This window comes from Bradyrhizobium sp. Ai1a-2 (assembly GCF_000426245.1).
In the GTDB taxonomy this organism is placed as follows: domain Bacteria; phylum Pseudomonadota; class Alphaproteobacteria; order Rhizobiales; family Xanthobacteraceae; genus Bradyrhizobium.
Window position 1 is genome coordinate 1 of record NZ_AUEZ01000026.1, and the last position, 12684, is coordinate 12684.

The 12684-nt window shown below is 64.0% G+C and carries 13 protein-coding genes and 1 pseudogene; 5 read left to right on the forward strand and 9 right to left on the reverse strand.

All coding sequences use genetic code 11. The features are described from left to right. The 4 genes and pseudogenes from K288_RS54745 to mtgA form a co-directional block, all read right to left on the reverse strand. Positions 1 to 177 (reverse strand): annotated as a pseudogene (locus K288_RS54745) (IS5/IS1182 family transposase); the annotation flags it as partial. A gap of 212 nt (positions 178 to 389) precedes the next feature. Then, positions 390 to 1022, reverse strand: coding sequence for a hypothetical protein (locus tag K288_RS0117785; protein ID WP_027580770.1), 633 nt, complete (start codon positions 1020 to 1022; stop codon positions 390 to 392). Between the two features lie 288 nt (positions 1023 to 1310). Beyond that, positions 1311 to 1493: a 50S ribosomal protein L32 gene (rpmF, locus tag K288_RS0117790; protein WP_007598106.1), complete on the reverse strand. Its 183-nt coding sequence runs from the start codon at positions 1491 to 1493 to the stop codon at positions 1311 to 1313. Positions 1494 to 1641: 148 nt separating this feature from the next. Next, positions 1642 to 2313 (reverse strand): monofunctional biosynthetic peptidoglycan transglycosylase, encoded by a 672-nt coding sequence (gene mtgA / locus K288_RS0117795; protein ID WP_027580771.1) that lies wholly within the window; start codon positions 2311 to 2313, stop codon positions 1642 to 1644. A gap of 185 nt (positions 2314 to 2498) precedes the next feature. Between mtgA and K288_RS0117800 the strand changes: the two genes are divergently transcribed. After that, on the forward strand, positions 2499 to 3419 hold the full coding sequence (locus tag K288_RS0117800) for a polyprenyl synthetase family protein (RefSeq protein ID WP_027580772.1): 921 nt from the start codon (positions 2499 to 2501) through the stop codon (positions 3417 to 3419). A 104-nt stretch (positions 3420 to 3523) separates the two neighbouring features. Continuing rightward, entirely contained in the window at positions 3524 to 4204 is a 681-nt protein-coding gene (locus K288_RS0117805) for a DUF1345 domain-containing protein (protein WP_027580773.1), read from the forward strand. 59 nt (positions 4205 to 4263) lie between these two features. Here K288_RS0117805 and K288_RS0117810 read toward each other — a convergent pair whose 3' ends face one another. Next, on the reverse strand, positions 4264 to 6132 hold the full coding sequence (locus K288_RS0117810; protein ID WP_043160148.1) for a caspase family protein: 1869 nt from the start codon (positions 6130 to 6132) through the stop codon (positions 4264 to 4266). Positions 6133 to 6342: 210 nt separating this feature from the next. Next, positions 6343 to 6771: a GFA family protein gene (locus K288_RS0117815; RefSeq protein ID WP_027580775.1), complete on the reverse strand. Its 429-nt coding sequence runs from the start codon at positions 6769 to 6771 to the stop codon at positions 6343 to 6345. 104 nt (positions 6772 to 6875) lie between these two features. Here K288_RS0117815 and K288_RS0117820 point away from each other — a divergent pair, with 104 nt between their 5' ends. Next, positions 6876 to 7250 (forward strand): nuclear transport factor 2 family protein, encoded by a 375-nt coding sequence (locus K288_RS0117820; protein ID WP_027580776.1) that lies wholly within the window; start codon positions 6876 to 6878, stop codon positions 7248 to 7250. A gap of 135 nt (positions 7251 to 7385) precedes the next feature. Further along, on the forward strand, positions 7386 to 8993 hold the full coding sequence (locus K288_RS0117825; RefSeq protein WP_027580777.1) for a Na+/H+ antiporter: 1608 nt from the start codon (positions 7386 to 7388) through the stop codon (positions 8991 to 8993). A gap of 16 nt (positions 8994 to 9009) precedes the next feature. Here K288_RS0117825 and K288_RS0117830 read toward each other — a convergent pair whose 3' ends face one another. Together K288_RS0117830 and K288_RS0117835 are read right to left on the reverse strand one after the other, a co-directional pair. Beyond that, positions 9010 to 9810 carry an N-acetylmuramoyl-L-alanine amidase gene (locus K288_RS0117830; RefSeq protein WP_027580778.1) on the reverse strand — a complete coding sequence of 267 codons (801 nt, stop codon included), beginning with the start codon at positions 9808 to 9810 and terminating at the stop codon, positions 9010 to 9012. A 103-nt stretch (positions 9811 to 9913) separates the two neighbouring features. Next, on the reverse strand, positions 9914 to 11254 hold the full coding sequence (locus K288_RS0117835; RefSeq protein ID WP_027580779.1) for a Rieske 2Fe-2S domain-containing protein: 1341 nt from the start codon (positions 11252 to 11254) through the stop codon (positions 9914 to 9916). A gap of 182 nt (positions 11255 to 11436) precedes the next feature. On the opposite strand from K288_RS0117835, the gene K288_RS0117840 reads away from it, so the two are divergent. Continuing rightward, the gene (locus tag K288_RS0117840) at positions 11437 to 11712 is read left to right on the forward strand and encodes a hypothetical protein (protein ID WP_027580780.1); all 276 of its coding nucleotides are present in this window, start codon (positions 11437 to 11439) and stop codon (positions 11710 to 11712) included. Positions 11713 to 11743: 31 nt separating this feature from the next. On the opposite strand, the gene K288_RS0117845 is transcribed toward K288_RS0117840, so the two are convergent. Continuing rightward, positions 11744 to 12640 (reverse strand): TauD/TfdA family dioxygenase, encoded by an 897-nt coding sequence (locus tag K288_RS0117845; protein ID WP_027580781.1) that lies wholly within the window; start codon positions 12638 to 12640, stop codon positions 11744 to 11746. Between the last annotated feature and the right edge of the window lie 44 nt (positions 12641 to 12684).

Here is a 12684-nt window from a genome sequence, read left to right on the forward strand (position 1 = left end):
CGGCAGTGGCGGCCGGCCCGCCTTGTCCTCATACACCGCACCGAACCGCTGTTCCAGGACCGACCAGTCGATCGTCCGCGAAAGCTTCACCAGTGCATGATCCATGTCGAGGATCGCGTCCAGCCGGGAGCGCAGAAGATCGGCCTGTCCGCTGTCGCGTCGTTCCTTTGGCTTCATCGTCCCCTCCGGTCAGACCGAGGGAATCACGACGCGCGATTCGGCGGTATCCTCAAATGCAGATTTGCAAGCTTTTGCGGCGTCAAACCCCGAAAGCTTGCAATCTCAAACCCCCTCACGACCGAAAAATCGACTCCACATCAATGGCTTGGGCGATTCTTCACGGACGACAAACCGATGTCCACTTCGCTCGAAAACGCTCCAGTCGCCGGTCAGCGCTGCTCCGGTTCGCTGGGCGGATTGCGGCCCGGCTGGAGGTCCGGGGAGGCGATCGTGGGTTGCGCCTGCGTCGGCTTGGAGTGATCCAGCAGCACTGATTCAGCGACCGAGGCCGCCGGCGGCACCGTGTTCGCTGAAGGCGTTGAGGCAGCGGGTGGCGAGGCCGGCGCGGGAGCCGGCTGGGGTATCGGCGCGGGTTGCGGTGGCAGGGCAGGCTCCGGCTCGATTTGCTGCACCCGTGCTGCGGGCGCGACCGCCGCACGACGGCGGGTGCGCAGCGCAATCCCGGAGATGAAATCCACCAGTGCCAGTAGTGTCAGCAGGCCAAAGGTCGAGGTGCCGAATTTTGGCCACAGCACGAATTCGGCGGCTGCCGCGCCGAACACGATCAGCGACAGCAGGTGATCCATCACGAATTTGGCGCCCGGACGCGCGCCCTTGATGACCTCGAGCAACAACAGGAGGATGCCGAGCGCAAGCAGGATGTCACTGAGCGTTATCGGCCATTCCGCCCCCGACATCAGCGTCACCGTCACCAGCGGATCGACCAGGGAAACGCCTGGCATCAGGAAGACGATGATGTTGTAGACCGCGAGCGGAATCAGCAGCAGCGGAAAACCGACCATGCGAGCGAGGCCTTAGCGAAGGAAACCGGGAGCGAAACGCCCCGAGAGCGTGATCCGATCAGGTTGAATCAGACCATGATCTCATTTCATTGTTTGAGCATGACCTCCGCGCAAACGCTACGCGTTTGTCGCGAGGGAAACCGGTGCCACTCTTCCCGGATCACACCCGACGCGCCGACCTGGACCGTCTGATCGCACTCATTGGCCGATTTCAGGCGGCCCATTCAATCGTGATCCCGGCCCTGCCCTCAGAGCCGGGAATCCAAATCTTGTCCGACCCCGCGAGGATCAGGATTCTTTCTTCTTCAGGACCTGGCGGCCCTTGTACATGCCGGTCTTGAGGTCGAGGTGGTGCGGGCGGCGCAGTTCGCCGGAGTCCTTGTCCTCGACATAGGTCGGTTTCTTGATCGCATCCGCCGAACGGCGCATGCCACGGCGCGACGGCGAGGTTTTTCTTCTGGGAACAGCCATAACGGTCCTCTAGGGGTGCTGCGGAGGCATCGTCCGAAATTAAGGACGCGCGTCAAAAGCGAGCTGCGATGCCGATAAGCCCGCGCTTATAGAGGAAGGCATGGCGTAAAGCTAGGGCCGGCAGCGCCAAAAGCCGCCCGAAACGGGCTCAAAATCCGCGATTTTCGCTCCAGCAGCGCTGGACCGCGCTGGCGCGGGCCATATAGGTGGCGGCGAGGCGGCGCACGCCGGGACCGGGATTGCGGGCGCTGCGCTTGACCGGATTGGGCAGGATCGCCGCCAACAGCGCCGCCTCGCGCGGCAACAGGGTCGCTGCCGAATGGCCGAAGGCGTATTGGGAGCCGGCCTCGGCCCCGAACTGGCCCGACGGGCCTAGCTCCGCGATATTCAGGTAGATTTCCAGGATCCGCTGCTTCGAGAGCACGAAATCGATCCACATCGCGAGCGGCAGTTCCAGCGCCTTGCGGACCACGCTGCGGCCCGGCCACAGGAACAGGTTCTTGGCGACCTGCTGGGTGATGGTCGAGCCGCCCCGGCTCGGCTCGCCGTCCTCGGCATCGTCGATCGCATCCTGCAGCGCGTCCCAGTCGATGCCGCGATGGCTGCAGAACCTCGAATCCTCCGAGCCCACCACCGAGCGGGGGAGATACGGCGAGATCGCGTTGAAATCGACCCATTGCCGCGTGACCGGCGCGCCCTTCAGGGTACGCCAGGCCATCAGCGCCGAGACCGGATGGCCGGACCGGTAAAGCGGCGTCAACACGTAGGGCAGGAGCAATACGGCCACCAGCAGCAGCAAAAGGATCCGGACAATGCGCAAATCGGAGGTTCCGGCTGAAAGCGGGTCGGCGCGGCCGGCAATATTGGCCGGTTTCGGATGAGATTTTGCGACAATTGGCGGTTTTTCCAGCGCTTTTAAGGCACTTCCGGCCGGCGGGCGGAATTGACGAAGCCGGTGCCATCAACGATTGTCCGCCCCCGGAATCCGATCTGGAGCAATTCTTAATGACGACCGGTACTGCAGAATTCGCCACGCGGCTGGACCAGACCGCTGACGATACCGAGGCCCTGCTGGCGAAACTCTTGGCCGACACCGTGGAGAAGGACGAGATCGTCCGGCCGAAGCGGCTGATCGAGGCCATGCGCTATTCGAGCCTCGGCGGCGGCAAGCGCCTGCGGCCGTTCCTGGTGGTCGAGAGTGCGGCGGTGTTCGGCGTGCCGCGCAATGCCGCGCTGATGGCAGGCGCCGCGCTGGAATGCATCCACTGCTACTCCCTGATCCATGACGACCTGCCGGCGATGGACAACAGTGATCTGCGCCGCGGCCGCCCCACCCTGCACAAGGCCTATGACGACGCGACCGCGATCCTTGCCGGCGACGCGCTGCTCACCATCGCCTTCGACATCATCACCCGCGACGAGATCCATCGCGATGCCGGCGTCAGGCTGGCGCTGACCCGGGCGCTGGCGCGCGCCTCCGGCGTCGGCGGCATGGCGGGCGGGCAGATGCTCGACCTTGCCGGCGAAGGCCGGTTCGGCGACCGCGAGCCGGTGGACGTGGCGCGGCTGCAGCAGATGAAGACCGGCGCGCTGCTCCGCTTCGGCTGCATCGCCGGCGCCATCCTCGGTCAGTCCTCGGAGAAAGAATATCAGGCGCTCGACGATTTCGGCCGCGCGCTCGGCGAAGCCTTCCAGATCGCCGACGACCTGCTCGACGTCGAGGGCGATGCTGCCGCGCTCGGCAAGCAGACCGGCCAGGACGCAGCGCTCGGCAAGACCACCTTCGTCACCCAGCTCGGTATCGAGGGCGCCAAGCAGCGCGTCCGCGACCTCCTGGCCCGCGCCGATGCCGCCCTGTCATTGTTCGGACCGAAGGGCGACGTGCTGCGCGCGGCGGCGCGATTCGTCGCCGAGCGCAAGAATTAGACTGCCAGCCCGAGGCGACGCTGCGCTCCCTCCCCCGCTTGCGGGGGAGGTGAACGAGTTCGCGGTCTGACCGTTACAATCGGATAGAGCAAACAGGGCGGAGCATGAGCAAGGAATTCGAGGAACGCCTTGTTCGCTTCCGGAAACTGCCGAAGGCCGTCCGCGTGGTGTATTCGCGGCCGCGCATCTTCACTTCGATCGCAGTGGGCGTCGCCGCGTTTTTCCTGCTGCCGCAGCCGCTGCGGCCGGTGACGCGGCTCTTGATCGGCTGGGATATCTTCGTCGCGCTGTATCTCGCCCTCGCCTTCACGATGATGCTCCAATGCACCATCGCCTACATCCGCCGCAACGCCATCCTGCAGGACGACGGCCGGTTCCTGATCCTGCTTGTCACCGCGTTCGGCGCCTTCGCCAGCCTTGCCGCCATCATCTTCGAGCTCGGCGCCTCCAAGAGCAGCCCGGAAGCGCTGACGCTTGCGATCGTCACCATCGCCCTATCCTGGGCGCTGGTCCACACCGCCTTTTCGCTGCACTATGCACACGAATATTATCGCGGCAAGGAACCGGGCGGCCTGCAGTTTCCCAGCGGGAGGGAACGCATCGAGGCCGACTATTGGGATTTTGTCTACTTCTCGTTCGTGATCGGCATGACCGCGCAGGTCTCCGATGTCGGCATCACTGACAGGATCATACGCCGCACCGCGACCGTGCACGGCATCATCTCCTTCGTGTTCAATACGGCGCTGCTGGCGTTGATGGTCAATATCGCGGCGAGCGCGATCTAGATTCTTATTTTGACGCGTTTTCTTCACGCGAACCGGCATCCACTTCGCTCGAAAACGCTCTAATTGCAGACCTGAACGTTGCCGCCGCCGCCCTCGTATGGGCCGCCTTGCGCAGTGGTGCGGAATTCGAGGTGGCAACCGCGGGAGACCGGGCGGCAGCCGCCGCGGTCGCACACCACCTGCCCTCCCCCGCCGCCTGACGAAGCGACCGGCCGGCGCGTGCGGACATCGGGCCGATCGCGCGTTGGCCGCTCGGCGCGCTCGCGCCGCGCCGGCCGATCGTCGGAATCGCGCTTGGCGACCGGCTTCTTCTCGCGCCGCTTCTCGCACTCATTGCTGTCGTTGAGGAACGAGCCCGCCCCGCAGGCGATCTTCGTGCAACGATCGCCGTCGGGCTTATAGCCCTGCTCGCAGACGAGCGGGCAGACGCGCGAGGATTTCTGCTTGATGGCATCGAGCGTGTCGGCATTGGCCACCTTGGTGTCGAGCCTGGTTCCGGCATAGCGATTGAACAGCGTTAGCGACCGCTGCGAGGCGGCGTTCCACTCGCCATCGGCTGTACCGGTGAGGCAGCCGACTCGGCGCAGCTCGGTCTGCACCGACTTCGTGACGTCGACTTGCGGTGAGCCGGTGCTGAGCGCGGCGACATTCACCGCCTTGTCCTTATCGACCGGCGCCGCCACGGGCGCGGCGGTCGCCTGATCCGCGGCAGCCTTGTCGGCTACGGCCTTCTCGGCGGCGATCTTGTCGGCCGATGCCTTTTCGGCCGCAAGGCGCTTCTGCTCGGCGACCGCCGCCTGCTCCTGCGCGACCTGCTTGGCCTTTTCGGCGGCGATACGCGCCTGTTCGGCAGCCTTGGCGTCGGCGGCCGCCTTGGCCTGCTGGGCCTTCTGCGCACCTTCGGCGGCGAGGCGGGCGCGCTCCTGTTCCGCCGCCCGCGCCTTCTCCGTGGCGGCGACGCGGGCTTCCTCGGCGGCGATCTTCTCGAGCTGGAGCTTGGCAAGGCTCGCATAGAAGCCGTCGGGATATTGCGCGAGGAAGGCATTGAGCGCGCTCTTGTTGCCGACCTGCAACGCCAGCTCGTAGTCGCGGCGGATGTCAGCCTGCGGGCTCAGCGCGGGCGCGGCAGGCGACGCCGCCTTGGCAGGCGCCGGCACCAGCGGCACATCCTCGCCGCCGAGCGAGCCATAGACGAACGGCTCCTGGCGGTTATTGGTCGACTTCAGCACGTCGTCGCGGACGTAGCCGAACGCGCGCCGCACATCGAGCCCGGGCGTCGTCAGGTGTTTCGAGAGCGCTGATGTGAAAGGGCTGTTCTTGCCGTCGCCATCGGCGGCGGTGGAGCCGGCCTTGGCGGAATAGGCGATCAGGACGTTCGGGCTGGTCGGCTCGACCTTGGCGAGGCCCTGCCCGATCGCGCGCGAGGCCACCGTGCGCTTCATGGTCTTGGCAAAGGGATTGTCGCGGCAGGCATCGAGGATGACGAGCCGCAGCTTCTTGGCCGGCTCGATCGCGATCAGGATCCGGTCGAGCGAAAATGCCTCGTCATAGACGTCGGTGTCGCGTTCCAGCCTGGCATCGACCGGAATGAGGTAATTGGCGCCGTCGACCTCGATGCCATGGCCGGCGTAATAGACCACGGCGATCTCGGCATCGCGGGTACGATCGGCAAAGTCGCGCAGCGCGCGGCGGGTCTCAACCGCCGGAAGATCGCGGCGGAAATCCACCACGTCGAAACCGGCGTCCTTCAGCGTCGCCGCGATCAGCGCGCCGTCATTGACGGGGTTGGGGAGCGGCGCGACGTTCTGATAGGCCGCATTGCTGATCACCAGCGCCACGCGCTTCTCGGCGAAGGCCGGCTGGCCGATCAGAAGCAGGAACAGCGCCAGAACGAACCGATGCAATCCCGGAAATCCAATCGATTTCATCATCGCACCTTCAAAAACCGCCTGCTCAATATGATAACAAAGCCTATCAGAAGCCGGAGCAGGGTTTGGTGAGCCAGGTCACGAACGGGCTGCACCATCCGATAAGCTTTAGTACCGCCGGACGAACGATGGTTCGGCCTGCCAACCGGCCGATATCCATGCAATTCCGGTCCGAAGGGGCTAGGCGACTGGTTCGGTTACCCGGCCCGATCAGCGTGCGACGACATGCTCCTGATATTGCGGCAGACTATCAGTGATCGCATACCACGGCGCCTTGGAGCCTACGAAGATATGCGCGTTCGGCCGGATCGAGGGCTCATCCAGCAGGGTTCCCATGGTGACATGGACGAACGTCCCTTCGCGGACCACCGAAAAGAGCAGCGAACCGCAGCTCCCGCAGTGGGCATCGTGCGCGGTCTCGTCGCCGTAGATCAGAAGGCGATCGCCGCCGCTGACAACCGCGAAGCGGTCACGCGAGATACCGGCAAACGGCTTGAACGCCGACCCGGTCGCCCGTCGGCAATTCGAGCAGTGGCAATTCATGGAATAGGCAAATTCGTCGGCCACGCTATAGCGCACGGCTCGGCAGAAGCATTCGCCACGGAGCATGCGAGCGTTCGATTTTTCCGACTGGACCACGGGCGTCTCCGTCGCGGATGATGGGAAAGTCATCGATGGCCTAACGCATCACTTCATGGCTTAATTCACACCAGACCGATAGTGGCACGAGGGAGGAACGAACCATGAGCCAAGACCGATCAACCGTCGAAGCCGTCGTGCAGAACTATTTCGACGGGCTCTATGAGGGCGACGCCGATAAGCTCGGCGCGATGTTTCACCCGTCCGCCGACCTGCGCTGGCTGGAAAAGGGCCAGCTTCAGGTGCTGACCGTGCCGGACTGGCTCGACCGGATCCGCAAGCGGCCGTCGGCGAAGGCGGAAGGCAAGCCGCGCGAGGATTTCATTGTCACCATCGACCGTTCGGATGACTCCACGGCCTTCATCAAGGTCCGCTGCCAATTGCCGCCGCGCTATTTCACCGACTACCTGGTGGCGATGAAGCTGAACGACGGCTGGCAGATCGTCTCGAAATCCTATCGGTACGACCTGCGGGAGTAAGCTCGCCCGAAAGCCGGTTTCCACTTTTCCGGATCACGCTGTAGCGGATTCGGACGGCAGCTTTTTCGATCTCGCACGGTCGAGCCGTACTCGCGCATTGACCTCGCCTGTGCTTCCGGGCCAACTGGACCGGCCATGGAAGCCATGTACCAGACCTTCCTCATCCTGCTCACCGTGCTGGCAGGCACGGCGCTGGTGGCGCGGCGCCTCAATGTCGCGCCCGCCATCCTGTTGATGCTGGCCGGCATCGCGCTCGCCTTCGTACCGGGCATGCCCAGCATCGAATTGCCGCCGGAACTGGTGCTGCTCCTGGTGCTGCCGCCGCTGATCTACATGGCCGCGGTGGCCATGAGCTGGCGCGAGTTCAAGAACAGCCTTCGTCCGATCGTGCTGCTCGCCGTCGGCTGCGTGATCTTCACGGCGGCTGCGGTGGCGACCGCCACTCATTACCTGATCGGGCTGCCCTGGGAGGTCGGGTTCCTGCTTGGCGCGATCGTGGCGCCGCCCGACGTGGTCGCCCCCCTTGCGATTGCGCGGCGACTCCATCTGCCCCGCCGCATCCTCGTCATACTCGAAGGCGAGGGACTGGCGAATGATGCCACGGCGCTGATCCTCTACCGCTTCGCCCTCGCGGCGATCACCACCGGCGCCTTCTCGCTGCCGAAAGCCACCGGCGAATTTGCAGCTATCGTCGTCTGCGAGATCGCGTTCGGCATCGCGGTCGGATGGTTGAGCCTGCGCGCCCGCCAGCACTCGCGCGATCCGCAGGTCGAGATCACGCTCTCGCTGATCACGCCCTATGCGGCCTATTGGCTGCCGGAACACTTTGGCGGCTCCGGCGTGATCGCCACGGTCGCCTGCGGTCTCTATGTGAGCTGGAACGGGCCGCTTTTGATTCCTTCCGCCACCCGCCTGCAAGGCATCTTTTTCTGGGACTTGGTGATCTACCTGATCGAAGGCATCCTGTTCTTGCTCACCGGCTTCCAGTTGCGTTCGCTCTACGAAAAGTCGAAGGCATTTCCGCTCGACGACATCCTCTCCGCCACCGCGCTGGTGATCGCGGTCATCGTCATCGCCCGCTTTGCCTGGGTGTTTCCCGCGACCTACTTGCCGCGGATCCTGAGCGAGCGCGTGCGACGGCGTGATCCGCAGCCGCGCTGGCAATGGACATTCGCGATCGCCTTCGTCGGCGTGCGCGGCGCGGTGTCGCTCGCCGCCGCACTGGCGCTGCCGTTCGCGCTCTCGAGCGGCGAGCCTTTTCCCTATCGCGACATGATCCTGTTCGTGGCCTTCGGCGTCATCTTCATCACCCTGGTGGGGTTTGGCTTGACCCTGCCCACTGTCGTAGGCTGGCTGAACATCGCCAAGGACGGTCGCGCCGAGAGTATCGCCGAGCATGAAGCCGAAATTGTCGCCAGGCGCGAGGCGCTAGCCGCCGGCCTCGCATCGCTGGATGCCATCGTCGACGAGCGCGAGCTCTCCGAGGAGGTCGTGAAGCTGCTGAGGGCGCGGCACCATATCCGCACCAGCCAGCTGCCGGCCGCCCTCGATCCCGACAACCACGACGTCTCCGCCAACGGCACCGAGCTGACGCGGGAACTGATCTCGACCGAGCGCAAGTTCATCCACGCCCTGCTCCGCGACGGCAAGATCACCGACGAGACGCGGCGCCGGATCGAGCGCGATCTCGACCTGGAAGAAGCGAGCCTCGCGAACCGCGAGTACCGGAAGATACCGCTGTAGCGGGGGGCTTCCCTCGCTAGCGCGACGGACAGAATTCCTTGACGGCATCGACCACTGCGGCGCCGATCATGTCCTGCCGTTCCGTGGACGCCATTGCCAGCTCTTCGTCGCGGTTGATAATTGAGCCGGCCTCGAACAGAACGGCGGGCACGCGGGTCCGCGACAGCACGATGAGCTGGTCGTACCGATAGACCCCCACTTTCTTGTCCAGCAGTTTTCGCCGGTACCGACCCATCACCGGCAGGGCGTATTGGCGGGCATATTGCAGGCCCTGCTCCTTCATTCGATTGCCGAGCAGCCGGGCGAACCTCAGGCTGGCCCAGAATTTCGGATTGTCCTGAGAAACGAACAGCGAATAGCCGCTGAACCGGTCGCTGAAATGGCTCTTCGTTCCCTCGAACTCCCATTCTTCGAGAAAGGAATCAGGCACCGAATCATGGTGGATCGACAGGGCCAGATCGGCCTTTGAATCGTTGATGGTTTTGGCGCGCTTGAACAGGCTTGGCCTTTTCGGGCCCTCCGTCACCAAGAGGCTGGTTTGCGCAAAGCCTTCGGCCTTCAACTTGTCCTCAATGTGTTTCGCGAGGCGGAGATTGAAATCGAATTCCCGAAGGTTGCGGGCGCTCCTCGCACCGGGCGCTTCGGCGGTATGGCCGACATCAAGGATGAGCTTGAATTTGGACCGGTCGCATTTCGAATGCACGGTTTTCGGTGCGGTCCTGACATTCCCGCGCGACCATGCGGCATATCTCGTGTCGAACGACACGAGCGACAGCACGATGATCGACGTCATGATGATCGGACGGTTGCGCCACACGCCAAGCATCGTAGCCCGGATGCAGCGAAGCGCAATCCGGGATCGCTCTGGCAGCTTGCCGAGATCTCCCGGGTTGGCTTTCTACGTCACCCGGGGCTGCGACCTACTCCGCCGCGGCGTTCTGGCCGGGATCGCCGACGAAGCCCGCGGGGTCGCCGAAACGCTCGATCATGACAGCCGCCAGATCCTTCGCCTTGCTGGTGACGCAGGCGCCGGAACGGACGGTGTAACGATCCTGGTGCGCAACATGGGGCGGCGCCTCGCCCTGCTGCAGCGCGCGGGCCGCCTCCATCACCAGCTTGCGGAAATGCATGATGCCGAGGTCGGTCGGCCCGAGATGCTCACGGGTGCGGTCGGCAATCGGGCCCTGGCTGTCCTGCACCGCGGCGTCCTGCTCGGAGACGCCCTTGATGCCGGTGTAGCTCTTGGTCTTCTGCAGTTTGCGATCGATCAGGTAGTCGTTCGACTTGTTGCGCAGCGGCACATAGTTCTCGTCGACTTCGGCGATCACACCGTTGCCGCGATCATAGGCGTCACGCTCCGCTTGCGTGATCGGGCGCTCTGGATTCCAGGCATAGGTGTAGATCCAGCAATTGGTATCGGTGACCGGCACAAAACTCTGGCCGAAGATGTTCTCGCCCGGCATCGCGCTCGGCGCGTAGGCGTGAGCCGGCATCAGGAACTGGGCGATGCGCCAGTAGATGTTGTCGGAACCGGTGAGGCGCCCGCCCGCGATCGTCAGCCCCGCATCATGCGAATTGATCTTGATCACCGGCCGCGGGTCTTCGGCGATCCAGCGCATGTGCTCGGTCGCCACCCGCACCAGCGGATTGACGAAATGCCTCTTGATGTCGAGGATCTCGTTCTCCTCCTTCTCGAACCACAAATGCGCAAACGTGAAATGCGCGGTATCGATCGAGCCTTCCAGCGCCTGCACCCAGTTGCAATCCTGCCACTTCTTGCTGACGTAGCGGTGCGACGGCGGCACCAGCGCCATCTCCAGCGCCGGCAGTTCCGGCACGGCATCGGCCGGACCCATATAGGCCCAGATCATGTCTCCCCATTCGCGCACCGGATAGGACTTGATGCGGATGTGATCCTTGGCGTTGAGATCGGGATAGGAGGTCGGCATGTCGACGCAGCGGCCGTCGGTGTCGAACTTCCAGCCGTGATAGACGCAGCGGATGCCGCACTCTTCGTTGCGGCCAAGCCAGAGATTGGCGCCGCGATGCGGGCAATATTGATCGATGACGCCGACGACGCCGCGTGAGTCGCGGAAGGCGAGCAGCTCCTCGCCGAGGACGATGATCTTCTTCGGCTCGCTGTCAGGCTCGGGCAGTTCCTCCGACAGCAGCACCGGCAGCCAGAAACGGCGCAACAGCTCGCCCATTCCTGTCCCAGGCCCACTTTCGGTCAGGAACCTGTTGTCTTCCGCGCGGAGCATAGGGCGTCCTCCCGATTCTTGTTTTGGTTGTAAGGAAGCTTGGCGCAAGGGCCCGCGCCGGTCAACGCGCGCCGCATCAACATGTCACATGTGGGGATTGTGATCTTTATCACACGCAATTTCAGGTGAAGGTGATACGGACGATCGCACTACCAGGCCTTCGTTCAGGAAAGGATGCTCAGATGGCGACGTCGGAAGCCGAGGTCCAAACCGCCATTCGTGGCGGATGCGCGCTCTTCGAGCGAATGATCGCGAACCTGGAAATCAGGATCCGCGACGAACGGCGCAGGCTCGTCGTCCTCGAAGCCAGCCTGAGGAAGGCGGAGACTCAACCAACGCGCAATCCAGCCCTCGTCGAGCAGCTCAAGCAGGCGATCGCATCACTCCAGAGCGAGATCGATGAGGATGCAATGAGCCTCGCCGACATCCGCATCGACTTCCAGATGTTCTACACGTGACAGGTCGCGGCGCGCCGTCCTGCGTGCACCGCTACACCGGCCGCTCGCCCTTCACCGTGACGCGCGTGCCGGCGCGGGTGTGGGGCCAGTAGTCCCACATCGCGCGGTGCTGGGTGCAGCGATTGTCCCAGAACGCGATCGCGTTCTCGGTCCAGCGGAAGCGGCACTGGAACAGCGGGTTTTCCGCATGCTGGTAGAGATAGGCGAGGATCGCGTCGCTCTCGTCGCGGGGAACGCCTGAAATGTGGCGCGTAAAGCCGCGATTGACATAGAGCGCCTTCTTTCCCGTCACCGGATGCGTGCGCACCACCGGATGCTCGGCATGGGGATAGTTCGGCTTGTCGGCGACGCCGTAATTGGCATAGAGCCCGCGATAGATCGGCTCGCCGTCATGCAGCGCGGTGAGCCCGTCGAGATAGGCCTTCATCCGGTCCGACAGCGCCTCATAGGCCGCATACATGTTGGCGAACAGCGTGTCGCCGCCGTGCGGCGGGCACTGCCTGATGTAGAGGATCGAGCCCATCGGCGGCTCGAGATCGCAGGATACGTCCGAATGCCAGCCTTCGCCATTGGCGCGCGGTGAATCCTTGTCGGCGTAGATCTTCATCAGCGCGGGATCCTCGCCCTCATGCGGCGCGGCGGGATGGACGTGCAGTTCGCCGAACTTGCGGCCAAAGGCGAGATGGTCCTTCGGCGCGATACGCTGGTCGCGGAAGAAGATCACGAGATTCTCGGCGAGCGCGCGATGGATCTCGTCCATCTGGCGATTGGAGCGCGCGTCGTCGGAGACAAGCTCTGCGATATCAACGCCGGAAATCTCCGCGCCGATGATCGGCGTCAGCTTTTCGACGCTGATGGTCTCGTAGGGCTCGCTTTCGTCGGAGAGATGCTTGTAGCGGGGACCTTGCTTGCCGGACAGCGAGCTCATGGGTGTTGCTCCCAATCGTTGTTGTTGGGAGCATCGTAGCCCGG